Consider the following 18,388-nt stretch of genomic DNA (forward strand, 5'->3'; position numbering starts at 1 on the left):
AAGGAAAAATACATGCTTACTATTATTGCGGAAATTCGTACTAAATCGGGTGGACAGCATCGCCAAAATGTATTGGATGCCTTTCAAAAAATCATTCCTACTGTTTTAGCGGAAGATGGTTGCCATGGCTATGAGCCTTTGATTGACCATATATCAAATGCCAGTTTCCAAACCAAAGAGCCTGACACGATTGTGATGTTAGAAAAATGGGCAAGTGTTAGCCATCTTGAAGCACATCTGGCTACACCTCATATGCAAGCCCATCATGCAGCAGTTAAAGATGATGTAATTGATGTCAAAATTAAAATTTTAGAAAGTGGCGTATAATTTAGCCCATAAAAAAAAGACGATATATTTATCGTCTTTTTTTGCTTAAGAACAAAGTTGTGTTTGGAAACCTCTAGAGCCTTTCCCTCTCGCACATTGATAGCTCTTTTGCTTATTTTGCAATTGCCACTTTTCATCAACCAATTTAAATGCATACTCTGTTCGGATTGCAGAAACAGAGTCGTCCATTAAACCTGTTTGAATGACAGTAATACGAGAAACAGTTGGTGATTCCACACGGTTAAACACTTGCTGAACTGAGGTATTATTGTACTCTTTTACAATCTCAGGTTGAGATTTAAGTACTTGTTGCATTGGGGTTTCTGAACCCACAAAAGGTATGAATTTACTGGTTGTCGCACACCCAGTGAAAAGTCCAGCACAGAGAGCTGAAATTAAAAATAAACGTTGCATTTTTATCACCAAAAACAAAAGCCATAGCTTTATGATGCTATGCCTTGGTCGGTTACTCTATAGAAACTATGTAGTTCTAAAGATGACTAATCACTTAAAGATCAAATAATTTATCCTGTTCACCCAACCTTAACGGCATTCGTTTGATAAAATTAATTTCTATTACACATAACAAATAGGATCATCCATGCAACTGACTTATGCAGGGCAAGTTTTCTTGGTAGTCGTTGCAATTTTAATGGTCTGGTCGTTTGTGCTTACCAAGTTTTGGGTCAAGCGTTTAGCAAAAAATCGTAAAAGTAGTAAGTTTGAATTTGCATATTTATTTGCAGTTGTTTTTAGTATTAGCGCTTTATTTTTCCCTTTTACTTATTGGGTTTCACAAGCAATATACGGTTTAGCAACCAAGCCAAGTTATGATGCAACTGTAGTGAACTATACCTCTGAATGGGTTGATACTGAACGTACAGACTCCAATGGGCGTAAATATAAAACTCAAACTCTCATGCACACCGCTCAGGTTCAGTTCAAAGATAATCAAAACAAAACACTAACTTTAGATAACTCTGTCCGCTCTGGTGATGTGCCTGTAGTTGGTGAACATATTACAGTTGTTTATGAATCTGGTGATCGCACCGCGCAAGAAAAGAGTTGGCGAGCAATTCTATTGTTTGCAGCCGCCTTATTTATGTTGTTTATTTTAGGTTATGTATTGCTCATGATTATTGCCTATAGCCTCAATCGGAACATGGAACCCTACAAAACATTTGCTAGCATTTTAATTTTTAGAGTAACGCTTCCGTTAGGCACAACGGCGATGTTTGCAATGTTGTCTTATTCTATTTTTGCCTATTTCTTTTTAGGTAATCCGCGTAATTTGCCTGTATGGGCCATTGGACTTTGTAGCTTCTTTGCTCTTTGTCTTTTACCACTGATTTATCATATTTTGACGGGTTGGAGAGCTTATAAAAAATGATAGATTAAAAAAAGCGCATCTTTCGATACGCTTTTAATAGAGATTCTTTTATCTAATCAGGCATTAAAGATCAAATAATTTACCCGGATTCATTAAACCATTCGGGTCAAATACTTTCTTCAACGCTTTCATATATTCAATTTCTTCAGCTGAACGCGAATATTCTAAATATGGCTTTTTCGTCATACCTACACCATGCTCAGCAGAGATTGAACCATCGTATTTTTTAACGGTATCGAACACATATTTATTGACGACCTGACACTTCGCAAAGAACTCATCTTTGGTTAAGTTTTCAGGTTTTAAAATATTTAAGTGCAAATTACCGTCACCAATATGACCGAACCAGCAAATTTCAAAGTCAGGATAGTTCTCTTGAACAATTGCATCAATCTCACGAATAAATGCAGGTACGTGCGTAATTAATACTGAAATATCATTTTTATATGGAGTGAACGGCGCGATTGATTCAGAAATATCTTCGCGTAAACGCCACAAGCTTTCTACTTGGTCAAGGCTCTGGCTCATTACACCATCAAGTACCCAACCCTGCTCCATACAATGCTCGAAAATCTCCATTGCTTTATCGAGAATCGGCTCATATGGTGCTTCAAACTCAAGTAATACATAGAATGGACATTGAGTTTCAAATGGACGTTGTACATGTCCATGATCTAAAACTTTTTGCATTGCAAGCTCACCAAAGAACTCAAATGCAGTTAAGTCGATATCTTTTTGGAACGCATGTAATACAGGCATTACTGCATCAAAATCAGGAACACCTAAAACTAAAACTTGTAAGTTTTGCGGTTGACGCTCAAGTTTAATTTCCGCTTCAGTCACTAAACCTAATGTACCTTCACCACCAATAAATAAATGCTGTAATGCATAACCAGTTGCATTTTTAACCATGCCTTTGTTTAAACGTAAAATATCACCTTTACCAGTGACAACGGTTAAACCAAGCACCCAATTACGTGTCATGCCGTATTTAATTACTTTAATACCACCAGCGTTGGTTCCGATATTACCGCCAATCTGGCTAGAACCTGCTGACGCAAAGTCCACCGGATAATACATACCCTGTTCTTCAGCATAATTTTGCAATTGTTCAGTCACAACACCAGCTTGCACTCGAACCATACGATCTGCTGGGAAGAACTCAAGAATTTGGTTCATTTTGTCCATGCTAATGACAATTTCACCATTGGTTGCAACAGCACCAGCCGAGAGACCAGTACGGCCGCCTGAAGGGGTAATTGCGATATTAAACTGGTTCGCAAGCTTCACAACAGCTTGAACTTGCTCAGTGGTCGATGGAAAAACGATGACCGATGGGTTCGGATTAAAATGCTTAGTATGATCTTTACCCCAGTTTTCGAGACTATCAGCATCGGTTTTAATACGGTTTTCACCGACGATTGCCGTTAATTGGGTAAGTAACTCAGGTGTTAAAGCGACTGGAGCATTCATCGTTTGCAGACCTAGCAAGAAGTAAACTGTGGTGGGACTATGGCGTAATATTTCTCAGAGTTTTCACCTGAGCAAAGCCATAAGCTATATTCTACATGTAACCGCACAAGCGATAAAGTTCAGAATAGAGATACTGTCACTACAAAACATGTTTAACCTTCATAAATGACTTATGAACCGTCAAAGCATCAATATTTTTAAGTTCAAATGACAAGCACATTTTAAAACTGTCAACAAGCCATAAACAGAAGTGATTAGATATAGATAAAATTGCCATAAGATGATGGCGCAAACGAAATATCTATAGCACCGCCCATTATGTTATTATACCGCCACCAAATTTGGCCTTTGTAGCGGAGCCGTAATGAGCCAACATCTTTCACTACCTAAAGATAAAATCCGTTTCCTTTTGTTAGAAGGCGTTCACCAAAACGCAGTCGATACTTTAAACGCTGCGGGTTACACCAATATTGACTATCGCAAAACTGCTCTTGAAGGCGAAGCGCTAAAAGAAGCGGTTAAAGATGCTCACTTTATTGGTATTCGTTCGCGTACCCAATTGACTGAAGAAGTTTTCGAAGCTGCAAATAAATTGATCGCAGTGGGCTGTTTCTGTATCGGAACAAACCAAGTTGATCTTAAAGCAGCAATGGCACGTGGTATTCCTGTATTTAACGCACCGTATTCAAATACGCGTTCGGTTGCAGAACTTGTACTTGCTCAAACGATTCTTCTTCTTCGCCGTGTTCCTGAAAAATCGGCGGCTTGTCATCGTGGTGGTTGGGATAAGTCTGCTGTCGGTTCTTTCGAAACTCGTGGCAAAACTTTAGGTATTGTAGGTTACGGTTCCATCGGTTCTCAGCTTTCTGTTCTTGCTGAAAGCTTAGGTATGCATGTGATTTATTACGATGCAGTAACTAAATTACCAATGGGTAATGCTCGCCAAGTTGGTTCGTTAGACGAACTCTTAGCGACTGCTGATGTAGTGACTTTACATGTGCCTGATGTTCCATCTACACGTAACTTCTTCACTAAAGCACAATTTGCAAAAATGAAAGAAGGTGCAATCTTCCTAAATGCTGCACGTGGTACATGTGTAGTGATTGAAGATTTAGCAGATGCAATCAAGTCTGGCCATATTGCTGGTGCAGCGGTTGACGTATTCCCTAAAGAACCAAAAGCAAATGGTGAAGAGTTTGTTTCTCCACTTCGTGGCTTAGACAATGTGATTTTGACTCCTCACGTTGGCGGTTCAACCATGGAAGCGCAAGCAAACATCGGTTTAGAAGTTGCAGAGAAATTTGTTGCTTACTCTGACAAGGGTATGACGCTTTCTGCGGTGAACTTCCCAGAAATCGCGTTACCACTTACTGCTGGCCAACACCGTTTATTGCACATCCACAAAAACGTACCGGGCGTATTGTCTAAAATCAACAACTTGTTTGCTGAGCAAGGCATCAACATTTCTGGTCAATCACTCATGACTAAAGGTGACATTGGTTACCTCGTAATGGACGTTGACGCTTCTGCTTCTCACGAAGCTTTAGATATGTTGCATGAAGTTGAAGGCACAATTCGCGTTCGCGTATTGTTCTAATACGAACTGTAAATTTAAAAGCCACAGCATTGTCTGTGGCTTTTTTATGGGCATTTACATTATCATGTGAAAAGTATACCAATCGATCAAATAATAAAATGTCCAGTTCGAACCAGAAATCTCAGCTACATGCTTTGGGCTTTCTCATTCTCGCTATGCTAAGCGTACAAAGCAGTGCATCTTTAGCTAAAATTCTGTTTCAGAACTTTCCTGTGCTCACTGTCTCCGCAATGCGCCTATGTTTAGGTGCAATAATTCTTGCCTTTATTTTTAAAATTTGGCGAATTAATTTTAGTCAGGTTCGTTGGAAAGCGATCTTGGCTTATGGATTTGCTCTTGCCGGAATGAATGCACTTTTTTATCTGTCGATTGAGCGATTACCAATTGGTATTGCCGTCGCTTTTGAATTTATTGGTCCCTTAAGTGTAGCCTTATATCACGCACGCCAAAAATATGATTTTGTCTGGGTCAGTTTCGCGATTATTGGCCTCATTTTACTTTTCCCTTTCAATCAAGCTCATAGTCTGGATTGGATCGGAGTATTATTTGCGGTTAGTGCGGGGGCATGCTGGGCGCTTTATATTATTGCTGGTCAAAAACCTTCTGGCATTTCAGGTAACCACACTGTGTGTTTAGGAATGACTGTAGGTGCATGTGTATTGCTACCAATTACTTTTTTTTCAGGGTCAATGGGCCAAGTTATAGAGCTCCCCTATCTTTTTTATTTTATTGGCTTAGCAATTTTAGCCAGCGCATTACCATTCTCTTTAGAAATGCTAGCACTACGTAATTTAACACCGTTAAGTTTTGGAACATTGATGAGCCTAGAACCCGCAGTTGCTGCACTTTCTGGCTTTATCTTTTTAGGTGAATATTTGTTATGGAATCAATGGCTGGCTCTTGCAACAATTATTGCAGCTTCAGTCGGTTGTACCATAACCACCCAAAAAGCACGTCAGGAACGTGAAAAAACAGTCAGTTAAATCGACTCAGCCTGCGAGTTGGAACATGGTATTCGCTATAATTGAACATTGTTGTTTTAAATAATATTAGATGAGGCCCTCGGGTATTTTCCATGCAGAATCTTCCCATTATTGCTGTGCTCTATATGATTCTGTCGATGGTCTCATATCAAATCAGTGCTTCATTTGCTAAGCAGCTCATTGTAATATTAGACCCTCTGACCGTTACAATTTTAAGGCTGAGCTTTGCAACGGTTATTGTCGCTATCATGTTCCGCTCATGGAAAATCTGGTCACGCTTACCCTATTTAAAATGGCGTGATTTATTGATGTACTGCGCATCTTTAGGTCTCATGAATATTTTATTTTATACGTCGCTTGGAAAATTACCTCAAGGGATTGCAGTTGGCTTAGAATTTATTGGACCATTAGGTCTTGCTCTACTCTCTATTAAACAAAAGAGTGACTACATTTGGGTCGCACTTGCCATGTTAGGTATTGCACTGATGGTACCTTGGCAAGACCCAACGCAACACCACTTTTCCTATGTAGGTGCTGCATGTGCGCTAGGTGCTGGATTTTGCTGGGCCTTCTATATTTATTTTGGTCAGAAAGTTGTGACCCAAAATATAGGTATGCATGCTTTAACCATTGGAATTGGATTATCTGCACTGACCTTACTACCCATTGGCATCTGGCATAATGCCCCCGCATTACTTGAGACGCAGTACTGGGGTAAAGCATTGCTTATTGCTATTTTAGCGACCGCTATTCCATACGCTCTTGATTTGATGGCACTCAAACAACTTAATAAATTAACTTACGGTACCCTCACAAGTTTAGCACCAGCATTGGCAGCATTAACGGGTTTCTTATTACTTCACGAAGAAATCAGTATGCTGCAATGGGTGGCTTTAGCTTGTGTAATGCTAGCGTCGATTGGGGTTACTTTAAGAAGTACTAAAAAAGTAGCGTAGTTAAATCCTATTGCTGCTTTTTATACTTTTTATATTCCTTTAAATATTTATTACCAAGCGTTTCTTTTTCACTGTCTTTAAGAATTTTTCCCGCCTGTTGGAAAAATTTATGCTCTTCTTCTTTTAAATGGTGATGGACTTTTTCACTCAACTGTTTGGCGGTTGCTAACCAGCTTGGGCTACTCATATCTGTTTTTTCGAGCTGTTCGACCAACTCATCCATTTCATGGTGCTCAGATAAAGCATGTCTCGTAATATCTAAACCAACATCATCAAACATTAAAGGGATATATAAATAACGGTCTTCGGCAACAGAATGAGCATAAAGTTCGTTTTTTAATGCATCAAATAATTCTTTTCTTTCTTCGGTTAAACCATGTGTCTGAACTAATTGTTCAGAAAGGTTTCGTTGATTTTCATGGCTTTCTCTTAATGCTTCGAAAATATTCATTTTCTTCCTCATTTTTTAGCTAAAAAATCTTTTTTATTTCAAGGCTTATCATACGTTGAAATTTATAATGTTTAAGTAGCTTAAAATGAGACTATTTTTTACACAGTTTTCTTTCTAGTAAACTTCTGTAATTATTTTTATATTTATGATTTTGAATGGCATCGTAAAAAGTATGAACTTCGCCTCCTGATCAGTTCATACTTTTCGAAATATTTAGCCTGTTACAAACATTTGATAGCCCAAACGGCAAATCAGGATACTCACCAAAATTAAAAAGATAATACGAACAAATCCGCTACCGTATTTAAGCGCGGTACGTACCCCAACAACAGAACCAAGCACATTTGCAACAGCCATCATTAAACCAATATGCAAAATCGCGTGACCTGTCGGAATGAGGAAACTCAAGGCAGCTAAGTTCGTCATAAAGTTACCGATTTTTGACAAAGCTGAAGCATGCAAGAAATCAACTTGTAAAAAGCGGATAAAGAAGAAAATAAAGAAACTACCTGTACCTGGGCCAAAAATACCGTCATAAAAACCAATCGCTAAACTACCTATAGCGGCTAAAATTAGCATTTTATTGGTAATTTTTTGCTCAGTGTGAACCTGTCCGAAGTTCTTTTTAACTAGCGTATAAACGGCAATCACAATCAACATCACGAACACGAAAGGACGTAATACCGATTGAGGAATAAGCGATAGACAAGCTGCTCCAGCAAAAGAGCTAATCAGAGCACAAATGGCAATAACTGCTAAAAGCTTCCATTGCAATTTTACTTTTTTAGCAAATGTATAAGCTGCCGATGCCGTACCAAAAATGGATGAGACTTTATTGGTACCAATCACCGTAGCAGTCGACATGTTAGGAAAAGTGCTCATGATCCCGGGAATCTGGATGAGTCCACCGCCCCCCACAGCAGCATCAATTGCTCCCGCAGTAAACGCAAAAAAGATCAAACTCAGGATAACATCCCATTCCATGCCCATGCTCTATACTCTACATCTACTACAAATTTAAGATACGTTTAGGTACCAACCGTTTTTTATCGGTAATCTCGGCTAAGCCTAAACAGCGCTCACCCGAAAAAACCAAAACTTCTGCTTCTGCAGAATGCTCAATATTGCTTTCTAAACCGTTGCAAAAATATTTTTCACGCCCTTCTGGAACCTGAATTTTTAAGAAATGGTCAACTGGAGCATAAACTGGAAGTAACAAAGCTTCTCTTTGCTCTTCTGTCAGACTTTCCAGATATTCAATGGTATAACTCGGAATAAGTTCAAAATGTCCTGTTTGAGTCCGGTTTAGCATCATTAAATGCCCACCACAACCAAGTGCTTCGCCAATATCTTCACCCAATACACGAATGTATGTTCCTTTAGAACAAGTTACATCCAGAGTGATACTATTTTCGGTAAATTCAATGAGTTCTAAAGCATAAATCGTGATTGGACGTGCTTCACGCTCAATCTCAATACCTTTTCTAGCAAGCTCATATAACGGCCGACCTTCTTTTTTCAAAGCAGAGTACATTGGCGGAACTTGCTGAATATCACCTCTAAATTTTTCTAAGGTTTGTTCAATAAGCTCTCGGTTCAGAACAGGAATAGGGCGTTCTTGTAGAATCTCCCCTTCCACATCACCTGTCGTTGTGGTTTGCCCCAACTGAACAGTCGTTTGGTAGCGCTTTGTTGAGTCCAGCAAATAATGTGAGAACTTGGTGGCCTCTCCTAAACAAATAGGAAGTAAGCCTGTCGCCAACGGATCTAAAGCCCCTGTATGCCCTGCCTTTTGGGCGCGATATAACCAACGCACTTTTTGCAAAGCCGCATTTGAACTAAGCCCTAATGGTTTATTTAATAGAAATACACCACTGATATGGCGACGAGAAATTTTTTGATTTTTTGTCGTCATTTTTACTGGAACACAAAGCTAGAAAAAAGTGCCGACATGTTAGCAAATTCGGCAAGATATTTTCACAATATTTAGGTGCCTTTTCACTTATTTTATGGCACATTAATGATCGAGTAAAAAAACAACAAATTAAAACTTAAGGAAGATATCTTTATGCAAGGGATGCAGAAGAAGGTATTGTGGTGTGTGCTCGGATTTTTTATTTTGAGCTTCATTGCATGTGTCTATTGGTTAAGTCCTGACTCAAAAAACACATCAGCTCAGATGAGTGAAAATAAAGGTCAAAATTTAGCATCATCTCCTCATACAGATCATCCATCACTAAACGAAGATGCGTACCATAGTAAAAGTCAGCAAGACACCGAAGTTAACTGCCAGTTAAAAATTGATAGTTCTCAACATTTGGTCGTGAATAGTCAAACACGCGACTGCTTTGAATATTTTATTACTCAATATGGCGAAAATGATTTAGAACAGATCAAAAATCACTTTGGGAAATTTATTCAAGGACAATATCTAGAGCCAGCTCGCTCACAGATTATGGACTTATGGACCCGTTATTTAAAATATCGTGAACAGCTTGCTCAAATCCAAGCACCTTCAGCAAAACAACAAGATAAAAATTATTTTCAAAAGATTTTTAACTCGATCCAAGATATAAGAAAACGCTTTTTTTCGGCCTCTGAAATTGAAGGGCTTTTCTCGAGCGAAGATATCTATCAGAACTATACGCTAGATCGAATGCAGATACTTGAGGACTCTTCTTTAAGCGAAATTGAAAAAGCACGAAAGCTTAAAGAGCGTTTTGAAGAGCTTCCAGAAGACTGGCAACAAAACCTACAAGAACTCTCCAAACTTGATGATTTACATACACTGACCAAACAAATTAAAGCACGCAATGGTTCAGCAGAAGAACTTCGGCAAATGCGTACAGCACTTGTTGGAGCCGAGGCGACTCAAAGATTAGAAACTTTAGATACTCAACGGAATGCTTGGCAACAAAGAGTCACCAGTTACCTCGATGGTCGAGATGAAATTATTAAAAGTAACATGAGTGATAGCGCCAAAAACCAAGCGATTCAGCAGTTACGTCAACAACAATTCAATTCATCACAAGAACAACTAAGACTTCGAACTTTTGAAACGGTCCATGATCAGGGAGGTGAACTGCCATTTAATTACTAAGCCTTTCCTTTTTTGGGAACTGGCTAAACATTCACTAGCAGTAAGAAGCTGCTTTTCATACAAAATAAAAATAGTGAGTAAAAAATGAAAAGGAAGTTAATGTTTTTCTGCGCTGCAATGCTCTCAGGACTGAGTATTTCAGCGGCCCATGCAACAAATGCTGAACAAGTTAAAAGCTCGTTCGTATATTCATCTTACGCTCAAACAAAATACCCAATGGTTTTTAATCACGGTATGGCAGGCTTTAGCCGAGTTGGAACAGATACGCTTGGTCTCGATTATTGGTACCAAATTCTTCCTGATCTTGCCCGTAATGGAGGAAATGTCTGGGCAACAAGAGTCTCACCATTTAACTCAACAGAAGTGCGTGGAGAACAACTTGCACAGCAAGTAGAAGAAATTATTGCCATTACCGGTAAACCCAAAGTCAATTTAATCGGTCATAGCCACGGGGGGCCAACAATTCGCTATGTGGCTGGTATCATGCCAGAAAAAGTGGCATCACTCACAACGATTGGCGCACCTCATAAGGGATCACCAATGGCAGATGTCATCCTGAATGTTGAGGGTACTCCTCTTTCAGGCGTGGCAACTTTAGTAAACTGGTTTTCAGCAGCAATTACTTGGGCAGGAGGCCTAGATCCGACAAGCTATCCGCACGACTCTTTAGCAGCCGCCCATAGCTTATCAACTAAAGGTTCAGCTCAGTTTAATGCTCAATTTCCTATGGGTATGCCAACTACTTCTTGTGGTGAGGGGGCATATCAAGACAAAGGCATTTATATGTATTCTTTCTCAGGAAATAAAGCCTTAACAAATCCATTAGATCCATTTGATATTGCCCTTACAGGCAGTAGTCTAGTAGTCGATCCGTTTGGTGATAATGATGGGCTTGTTTCACGATGCAGCGCCAAATTTGGTAAAACCATTCGTGATGATTACAACTGGAATCATTTAGATGAGGTGAACCAAGTGCTTGGGATACGCTCTATTTTTGCTTCAGATCCTGTCTCGGTTTACCGTCAACATGCAAACCGTTTAAAACTACAAGGACTATAATTTTCAAACAAAAAAATGCGCCAAAAGGCGCATTTTTTTACTCGGTATAAGCTTACGCTTTACGAGCTGGTAATTTTTCACGAATACGTGCAGCTTTACCAGACAACTCACGGAGGTAGTAAAGTTTAGCACGACGAACGTCACCACGACGTTTCACTTCGATTTTAGCAACAACTGGTGAGTGAGTTTGGAATACACGCTCAACACCAACACCGCTAGAAATTTTACGAACTGTAAATGCAGAGTTTAAACCACGGTTTTTCTTCGCGATTACAACACCTTCAAATGCCTGAAGACGCTCACGCTCACCTTCTTTTACTTTAACTTGGACAATAACAGTGTCACCAGGAGCAAAAGCAGGGATATCAGTTTTTAACTGTGCATTTTCAATAATTTGAACTAAAGGATGTTTACCACTCATTGTGGGAATCTCCAATATGTGCGGAGTCAGAAGAGGTCTGAGGTTCCGCTGGGGATAGAGGCTAAAGCGCATATCAACCCGTTTATCTTTCCCTTTATGACAATATGTCTATAAAGAGCCTTAGAATATACATAAAACTATTCATTAAATAGAATCATGCTTTAACTAGAAGCACTGCTTCTCGTATTTTTGCAGAACTTTCGTTCCTGAGAATAGCGGTTAAGAATTACCACCACTCCCTTGCGCATCTTTTAGCCACTTTTTCTGCTGCTTATTCAACTCTACTTTTTCAGCCAACTCTGGTCGACGTTCTAAAGTTCGTTGATACCGCTGCAAAAAGCGCCATTTTTCGATATTGCCATGATGTCCAGATTTTAAAACTTCTGGTACATCCAGCCCCTCAAAATGGTCTGGCTTTGTATATTGTGGACAATCTAAAAGACCATCAACAAAAGAATCTTGTACTGCTGATTGTTCATCTGACATTACATTCGGCAAACGACGAATAATACTGTCAAGTAACACCATAGCGGGCAGTTCACCACCAGATAAAACATAATCACCAATTGACCATTCCTGATCAACATATTGCTGGATCAAACGCTCATCCACCCCTTCATAACGTCCACACAGTACAATTAAGCCGTCGTAATCAACAAACTGCTGTACTGCTTGTTCATTTAAGGTTTTGCCTTGTGGAGACATATACACTACAGGAACATGAACATATCCTGCTTGTGAGGCAAGCTGTTTAGCATGGTTAATTGCTTTCGCCAAAGGCTCAGCCATCATCACCATTCCAGGGCCACCACCAAATGGACGTTCATCCACTCTTCTGTAGTTTCCCTCAGCAAAATCACGTGGATTAATACAAGTAACTTGTACAATATCCCGTTTTGCCGCACGTCCGCTGATGCCGTAGGCTGTAATCGCTTCAAACATTTCAGGAAAAAGCGTAATGACTGCAAAAAACATCACAGACTCCTCTATTTTCCTGCTGTATTAATCCTAAAAGGATTAATAATCTACGCCCCAATTGACGTAAATACGACCAGCTTCAAGATCAACACGTTGTACTACATCTTTATGCCAAGGAATCATGCGTTCTTCTGAATCAATGCTGTCTGGGGTAGCATGCACCACCATCACATCATTGGCTCCAGTTTCAAACAACTCATGAATTTTACCTAAGTTTACTTCCTGTTCTTCATCATCCAGACCTAACACTGTTAAGCCTTTTAAATCTGACCAGTAGTACTCATCTACATCTGCTTTTGGCAGTTGAGACTTAGCAACCCAGATATTAGCGCCAACCAAGTTTTCTGCTCCAGTGCGATCACTCACACCTTTCAAAGCAACAACTAGACCTTTGCCATGTGGTTTCCAACGTTTTACATCTATTGTTTGCCAACCGGCCTTGGTCTCAATGTACCAAGGCAGGTAGTCAAACATATTGCTCATGGGTTCTGTATTTGAATACACCCAGAGCCACCCATTCAATCCATAAGCTGAACGTAACTGTCCAATCTGAATACGATCTTCGGGAACATTCTGTGTTGATGTCATGGGTTACCTACTACAAAAAAATTATGCAGTAGCTTTTTTAGCTTGAGCAGCTAAAGAAGCAACACGTTCAGAAGGTTGAGCACCTTGAGAAACCCAGTGAGCAAAACGGTCTGCATCTAAACGAAGTTTTTCTGCTTGACCTTGTGCAGTCGGGTTAAAGAAACCGATACGCTCAATGAAACGACCATCACGTGCATTGCGGCTATCAGTCACAACGATTTGATAGAATGGACGTTTTTTTGCGCCGCCACGTGCTAAACGAATAACAACCATGATAAAAGCCTTATAATTCTTACGGATTATCCCTGCGCCGACCATCGGCAACACTTCAAACCCCTTTCATAGAGGGCAACATTCTACGTGATTTTCACCATGAAAGAAAGATTAAATTTTGAGTTATCCGCAGTTTTGAATTTAAATTAGCGTCCATCCCAATTTGAAGTATTTGACAAGTTTGCTGATGAGCAGATTCCACCTTTAAACCAATAGCGCTGTTGATCCTGATTTACGCAGACCTCACCATTACCATTTTGTATAGAAGCAATAATTGGAGTAGCTTTGAGTAAATATCCCTGATTATCAGCATCAATGGCTAAAGTTACAGTATAAAAAGCAGTTCCTGTTAAAGGATAACTTTGTAATGCTGTACCATTATCTAAAGTAGCATTATTAAAACTATGATTAACCACTTTATAGCTTTGTAATCGTTGATTAATACGCAGCATCTCAGCTTGTACATCAGTACGGTTAGTACGAATTTTATATTGGGTATAAGACGGATAAGCAATTGCTGCCAAAATTGCAATGATCGCCACCACAATCATCAGCTCAATCAAGGTAAATCCTTGATGTCTACCATTTTTCAGCATTTGTAGCACACCCTGTGTAATTGTTGATATTAGTTAGATCATTTGCCACCAAATACTTAGATTTACATTTAATCCCTGTACTGGTAACTAACAGCGCATCATACCCAGTCGTTTCTGGTATTGCGCTAATAGCCCATCTTTGGCCTAATCCAGCACTACTCGCTAATAAAGTAGTGCGTCCTGTTTCACTAATATCGACTAGAGTAATCGTGTACTTTTTATTGGTACTGCTTGGAAAATCTACACTACTCATTGCTAAGGTTTGTCCATATAAGTATTTAGGATCAAAACCATGATAAGAAAAATTCTGGCTTTTATATCTTTCTAATTGTCCAGCAAGTTTTAACAATTCCTGCTGTACTGCTGCGGTATCTGCACGACGAATTTGGGCTTGATAAGATGGAATCGCAATTGCTGCAAAAACAGCGATAATCATGACGACAACCATTAGCTCAATCAGGGTAAATCCCGTATTTTTTTTCATAGAGATCTCCTATTGTCGTTCATACCAATTTGTACTTTGAAATATTTTTGTCGTTTTATAATTTCGCCCAACTTCTGGTAGCAATTTAATCAAATTATTTACGCCATTTGAAAATCCTCCAGCATTAATTTTACTAATACCATCAGAAGCATTACCAACATTGCCGCCACTCTTATTTGCATCAAAATGAGAAGCGTCGGTTGCATCCCCACAAACTCCATAAGGTAAACATAGACGACGTATTACACTTGAACCTGTAATCCCACCTGTACATGCATTTGGCTGTTGGGTTGAGGCATGATTTGGGTTATATAAAGATACGTAGAAATCTGAAAATTGAGCTGTGTTTGCAACCACAAGGTATCCATTAAGTGCTTTTACTGTCCCTGTATTTGCAGTTTGGACTGTTCCATCAGTTTCACGCAAAACATAGTACCAACCCTTTTTAGTATTGTTCATTAGATTTGCTACATTTGTACTGGCAATAGCACTCCAATTATATAAATCTGATTCTGTTAAATTACTGGTTTTGGAGAATGTTGAATTGTATAAATTTGATGAAGCAATATCATAGTCATATAAGGCATAAATTCGATTATCATTGCTATTGGCTTTGTTCAATGGAAAACTTCGATTACCTGATGCAATTCCAAGCACACCAAAACGACTACCATTACGATCATGAATACTTAAAGTCGGCATTTCATAGAAACGCTGGTTAAGTGCTGAAAAGTTCGCGAATCGATTTACTCGCCCAAAATTTGTTGTCGATGTGCCATAACCATTATTCAAATCAACACGAAAGATTTGCCCACCCAAATCGCCAAAATACAAATTATCAACCAAACCATCTGCATCTCGATCGAAAGCTTTGATTTGGCTCACTACGCTATATTTTAAATTAGTATTCTTGACGTCAACTGTGCTGGTATTATTACTACTGCCGTAACGGGCATCCCACAATAAAGCACCTGTAGTCGCATCAAAAATATAAATACCAGCGCCAGCATTTACAGTGGTTGCAGTCGGCTGATAACCATCCGTCTCATAAGCTGGATCATATCCGCCTCCTACAATCATGACGTTTTTGACTTGATTATTGAAACGAATTTTTGCAAGTGTTGGCTTGGACCAACTCTGCCCCATTGCCTGAAGTGCGGTTACTTGATTCCCTGTAGCAGATACACCACTGGTGCTACTATTAATTACCCCATTTACAGGATCAATCTGAAACAAAAATTTTGGATCTGATGGATTTTTAATATTTAAGCCATAATAGCTTTTTCCACCCATACGCATACCACCATAAATATTGGCAATATTGGCTTTAAATTTATTATTCGTTGCATCAATATTATATTCAACCCAAGAACCCCATTGAGCATCGATACCATAAAATGGATTTGTTGTAGATGTTGTTGTATTACTTACGTCTAATAAAGCATCTCGACGATTAACATCTTGAAGAATTTCATTGGGAAGAAAAGCCATTTCTTCTTTACCAGTAGCCTGATTAAGTATATGTAGTAAACCTTGTATTGATCCCATCACAATATAATCTTTACGGTTTACTGTACTTTGAGTATTACTTAAAATTACACCTGTAGTTGGGTCATATTTGGCTTCTAAAGTCACTAGTAATGGGTCCGAATGTAATACACCACCCATTTGCTGCATCACATTTAAGTTTTTTACTTTATCGACAGTATCCCACTTATAACCTGCTGTTTTGGCTTCTAATTCAGTTTTTGTAAGCTTATAACCTAGCGCAGATAACAGATAAGGTTGGTAAACGTTTTGTCGCCATGCCGTCGTTCCTGAACCTGCTGTACTGTCAATATAGTTAGCAGTCAGAACATTTTGCGTACTCAATTGAGTTAAACTATTTGCAGCTACAACTTTATTTTTATTCGTATCAGTTAAAGCTGTCGGAATAGTCGCATTAATATAAAGAGGACGGGTTTGAATATCTGAAGCATTAGTTACTGTGCTCAGCGTACCTGAAGACGCATTTGGAACTGATAGTTGTGACCACGCCCCACCTTTGAGAGCATCGTCTCCATCATTAATATTCTCAGCATTCCAAAAGTCCTGAGTTAAAGTATTAATACCACCTGTATTTTTTAATACAGTATTACCATTCACATCAACCATAGTACCAGATGAGTTCAAGGTATATTTTTTAAGGTTACCTAACCATAACTGTTGAGTAGAGACTATGGTCCCACCCGACCCACTTACTTTAGGTTGAAACTGGGGTGCAAACACATAAGAATAAGATGCACTAGTTGCCATCGGATCAGCAGGTACCACATAGGTTCCAAAGCTAGCAGCCTCAAAAGTTCCTTGAGAAATTGCACCTACAAATCTTAATAAAGCATTTTGTACTTTTTCACCTGTATCTGCATACGTATAGCCACCAATTGGCTTGTCGGTTCCATAAGTATCCCCTTCACCAACTTTATCTCCTAACATCTTTAGTGCATCAGCATTTAGAGTGTTTGAGTAAGGACTAGTATCTGAATTGCCTAGATTGGTATTTACGACTCCCCCTGAACCAATATAACAATGGGTATTGCGTCCTGCTCCATCCTTGTCACAGGTTTCAACCCGAGCACCACTACTATTGACCGCGGTATTAAAAAGAGGCCCAAATCCAACAGTGGCTAAATAAATTCTTTTCTTTGAGGTAATTGTTGCTGTTGTTGATGTTGCTTTAACTAGATCGGCAATATACGACCAACCACTTCGATCTTGATAACCTGTTACGGTATTATTAGTCGTTATTTCATTAGTTGTTGGTGATAGCTTCATCTCATAAAACTCACCATTTGTAGTAGCTGAACCACGAGCTTTGCTATAGTTATAATATACAGCTGGTACATCGGTAACAGAGCCACTAATTGTATTACCATCCACGCCAGTAATGCCTGCATTTGCAACTACATTCTTAAGTAATAACTGCGTGTTTGCTGCGGGAATACCTGAAGGTGCCCCATCTGTTAAAAAGAATACGCCTTGTGTTGAACACTGTTTATCATTTTCATTTGGTAAAGATTCAATTGGTGCAATGTATTTACCATTTGAAACAGTGCCTGCCACAGCATTACTGATACCAGCAAGATCGGCTTGGTAACCATTTGAAAAATTATTGACAGCATTAGGACTATCAGTACGACTACCCAACAAATAGGCATAAGTTTCTGCAAATAAAGTTGAAGTTGGTGTACTTGAATCCGCACCTAGTCCGTTAATTTGCTCTATTAAAAATTGTCTTTGTGTTTTTGTGCCTGATACTAAAGCATCAAGTCTTTTTGCTGGCACCCAAATTCTAGAACGTCTCGCATTACTAACATCACCAGCAAACTTAGATAATCCCATATAAGTGATATTTGGAATTTTATATGTGCCATCCGTATTCAAAGCCTGTAAAGCAGTGACTAAAGAACGTTTCAAGGCATCTAAACGCGACATTCTTGTATTATTATAATAGGCATCATTAATTGCCATACTAAAAGAATTATCAATTGCCAACATGATAATTGGATATTTGGTTGCCGTTGGATTTTGATAAATTTGCACATCACTTGCACGAACAACTGATGTTGTTACTGGACCAGTCATAATGGCAGATAGCGCCATGACGAGTACTTTATATTTTAAAACTTTAGCTTTTTTTGTCTTTAATATTTTCATTTCATCTATTCCCCAA

The 18,388-nt window shown here is 39.0% G+C and carries 19 protein-coding genes; 7 read left to right on the forward strand and 12 right to left on the reverse strand.

Annotated elements, in window-relative coordinates; all coding sequences use genetic code 11:
* The first annotated feature begins 12 nt into the window (after window positions 1–12).
* A complete protein-coding gene (locus RMB13_RS15295) occupies window positions 13–327 on the forward strand; it encodes a putative quinol monooxygenase (protein ID WP_311085669.1) in 315 nt (104 codons plus the stop codon).
* Between the two features lie 45 nt (window positions 328–372).
* Here the strand turns inward: RMB13_RS15295 and RMB13_RS15300 are convergent, their stop codons facing one another.
* On the reverse strand, window positions 373–741 hold the full coding sequence (locus tag RMB13_RS15300; RefSeq protein ID WP_311085670.1) for a hypothetical protein: 369 nt from the start codon (window positions 739–741) through the stop codon (window positions 373–375).
* 187 nt (window positions 742–928) lie between these two features.
* Between RMB13_RS15300 and RMB13_RS15305 the strand changes: the two genes are divergently transcribed.
* Window positions 929–1,717: a xanthine permease gene (locus RMB13_RS15305; protein WP_311085671.1), complete on the forward strand. Its 789-nt coding sequence runs from the start codon at window positions 929–931 to the stop codon at window positions 1,715–1,717.
* Between the two features lie 63 nt (window positions 1,718–1,780).
* On the opposite strand, the gene RMB13_RS15310 is transcribed toward RMB13_RS15305, so the two are convergent.
* Window positions 1,781–3,190 (reverse strand): FAD-binding oxidoreductase, encoded by a 1,410-nt coding sequence (locus RMB13_RS15310; protein ID WP_004639662.1) that lies wholly within the window; start codon window positions 3,188–3,190, stop codon window positions 1,781–1,783.
* A 364-nt stretch (window positions 3,191–3,554) separates the two neighbouring features.
* Between RMB13_RS15310 and serA the strand changes: the two genes are divergently transcribed.
* From serA to RMB13_RS15325, 3 genes are all read left to right on the forward strand, one after another.
* The gene (gene serA / locus RMB13_RS15315; protein ID WP_003653762.1) at window positions 3,555–4,787 is read left to right on the forward strand and encodes a phosphoglycerate dehydrogenase; all 1,233 of its coding nucleotides are present in this window, start codon (window positions 3,555–3,557) and stop codon (window positions 4,785–4,787) included.
* Between the two features lie 98 nt (window positions 4,788–4,885).
* Window positions 4,886–5,770: a DMT family transporter gene (locus tag RMB13_RS15320; protein WP_017390971.1), complete on the forward strand. Its 885-nt coding sequence runs from the start codon at window positions 4,886–4,888 to the stop codon at window positions 5,768–5,770.
* 92 nt (window positions 5,771–5,862) lie between these two features.
* Window positions 5,863–6,726, forward strand: a complete 864-nt coding sequence (locus tag RMB13_RS15325) for an EamA family transporter (RefSeq protein ID WP_311085673.1) — start codon at window positions 5,863–5,865, stop codon at window positions 6,724–6,726.
* Between the two features lie 7 nt (window positions 6,727–6,733).
* Here RMB13_RS15325 and RMB13_RS15330 read toward each other — a convergent pair whose 3' ends face one another.
* The 3 genes from RMB13_RS15330 to truB all read right to left on the reverse strand — a co-directional run bounded on the left by RMB13_RS15330 (window position 6,734) and on the right by truB (window position 9,092).
* Complete coding sequence (locus RMB13_RS15330) at window positions 6,734–7,177, reverse strand: hemerythrin domain-containing protein (RefSeq protein WP_003653765.1); 444 nt, start codon at window positions 7,175–7,177, stop codon at window positions 6,734–6,736.
* A gap of 213 nt (window positions 7,178–7,390) precedes the next feature.
* The gene (locus RMB13_RS15335; protein WP_005301047.1) at window positions 7,391–8,167 is read right to left on the reverse strand and encodes a TSUP family transporter; all 777 of its coding nucleotides are present in this window, start codon (window positions 8,165–8,167) and stop codon (window positions 7,391–7,393) included.
* Between the two features lie 19 nt (window positions 8,168–8,186).
* Window positions 8,187–9,092, reverse strand: coding sequence for a tRNA pseudouridine(55) synthase TruB (truB, locus tag RMB13_RS15340; RefSeq protein ID WP_311085674.1), 906 nt, complete (start codon window positions 9,090–9,092; stop codon window positions 8,187–8,189).
* A gap of 153 nt (window positions 9,093–9,245) precedes the next feature.
* On the opposite strand from truB, the gene RMB13_RS15345 reads away from it, so the two are divergent.
* Window positions 9,246–10,277: a lipase secretion chaperone gene (locus tag RMB13_RS15345; protein WP_311085675.1), complete on the forward strand. Its 1,032-nt coding sequence runs from the start codon at window positions 9,246–9,248 to the stop codon at window positions 10,275–10,277.
* Between the two features lie 117 nt (window positions 10,278–10,394).
* Window positions 10,395–11,336, forward strand: coding sequence for a triacylglycerol lipase (locus RMB13_RS15350; RefSeq protein ID WP_080028358.1), 942 nt, complete (start codon window positions 10,395–10,397; stop codon window positions 11,334–11,336).
* Between the two features lie 52 nt (window positions 11,337–11,388).
* On the opposite strand, the gene rplS is transcribed toward RMB13_RS15350, so the two are convergent.
* From rplS to RMB13_RS15385, 7 genes are all read right to left on the reverse strand, one after another.
* The gene (rplS, locus tag RMB13_RS15355) at window positions 11,389–11,757 is read right to left on the reverse strand and encodes a 50S ribosomal protein L19 (RefSeq protein ID WP_231762436.1); all 369 of its coding nucleotides are present in this window, start codon (window positions 11,755–11,757) and stop codon (window positions 11,389–11,391) included.
* A 219-nt stretch (window positions 11,758–11,976) separates the two neighbouring features.
* Window positions 11,977–12,732 carry a tRNA (guanosine(37)-N1)-methyltransferase TrmD gene (gene trmD, locus RMB13_RS15360; RefSeq protein ID WP_056482493.1) on the reverse strand — a complete coding sequence of 252 codons (756 nt, stop codon included), beginning with the start codon at window positions 12,730–12,732 and terminating at the stop codon, window positions 11,977–11,979.
* Between the two features lie 42 nt (window positions 12,733–12,774).
* Window positions 12,775–13,323 (reverse strand): ribosome maturation factor RimM, encoded by a 549-nt coding sequence (gene rimM, locus RMB13_RS15365; protein ID WP_003653772.1) that lies wholly within the window; start codon window positions 13,321–13,323, stop codon window positions 12,775–12,777.
* A gap of 21 nt (window positions 13,324–13,344) precedes the next feature.
* The gene (gene rpsP, locus RMB13_RS15370; RefSeq protein ID WP_000260334.1) at window positions 13,345–13,596 is read right to left on the reverse strand and encodes a 30S ribosomal protein S16; all 252 of its coding nucleotides are present in this window, start codon (window positions 13,594–13,596) and stop codon (window positions 13,345–13,347) included.
* A gap of 146 nt (window positions 13,597–13,742) precedes the next feature.
* Window positions 13,743–14,192, reverse strand: coding sequence for a type IV pilin protein (locus tag RMB13_RS15375; RefSeq protein WP_311085676.1), 450 nt, complete (start codon window positions 14,190–14,192; stop codon window positions 13,743–13,745).
* Window positions 14,176–14,676: a type IV pilin protein gene (locus RMB13_RS15380; protein ID WP_307012253.1), complete on the reverse strand. Its 501-nt coding sequence runs from the start codon at window positions 14,674–14,676 to the stop codon at window positions 14,176–14,178. The genes RMB13_RS15375 and RMB13_RS15380 overlap by 17 nt, the downstream gene beginning before the upstream one ends.
* Before the next feature lie 9 nt (window positions 14,677–14,685).
* Complete coding sequence (locus RMB13_RS15385; protein ID WP_311085677.1) at window positions 14,686–18,372, reverse strand: PilC/PilY family type IV pilus protein; 3,687 nt, start codon at window positions 18,370–18,372, stop codon at window positions 14,686–14,688.
* Window positions 18,373–18,388 lie beyond the last annotated feature (16 nt).

Origin of the sequence: Acinetobacter sp. V102_4, from assembly GCF_031799005.1 — a bacterium.
Lineage (GTDB): Bacteria > Pseudomonadota > Gammaproteobacteria > Pseudomonadales > Moraxellaceae > Acinetobacter > Acinetobacter calcoaceticus.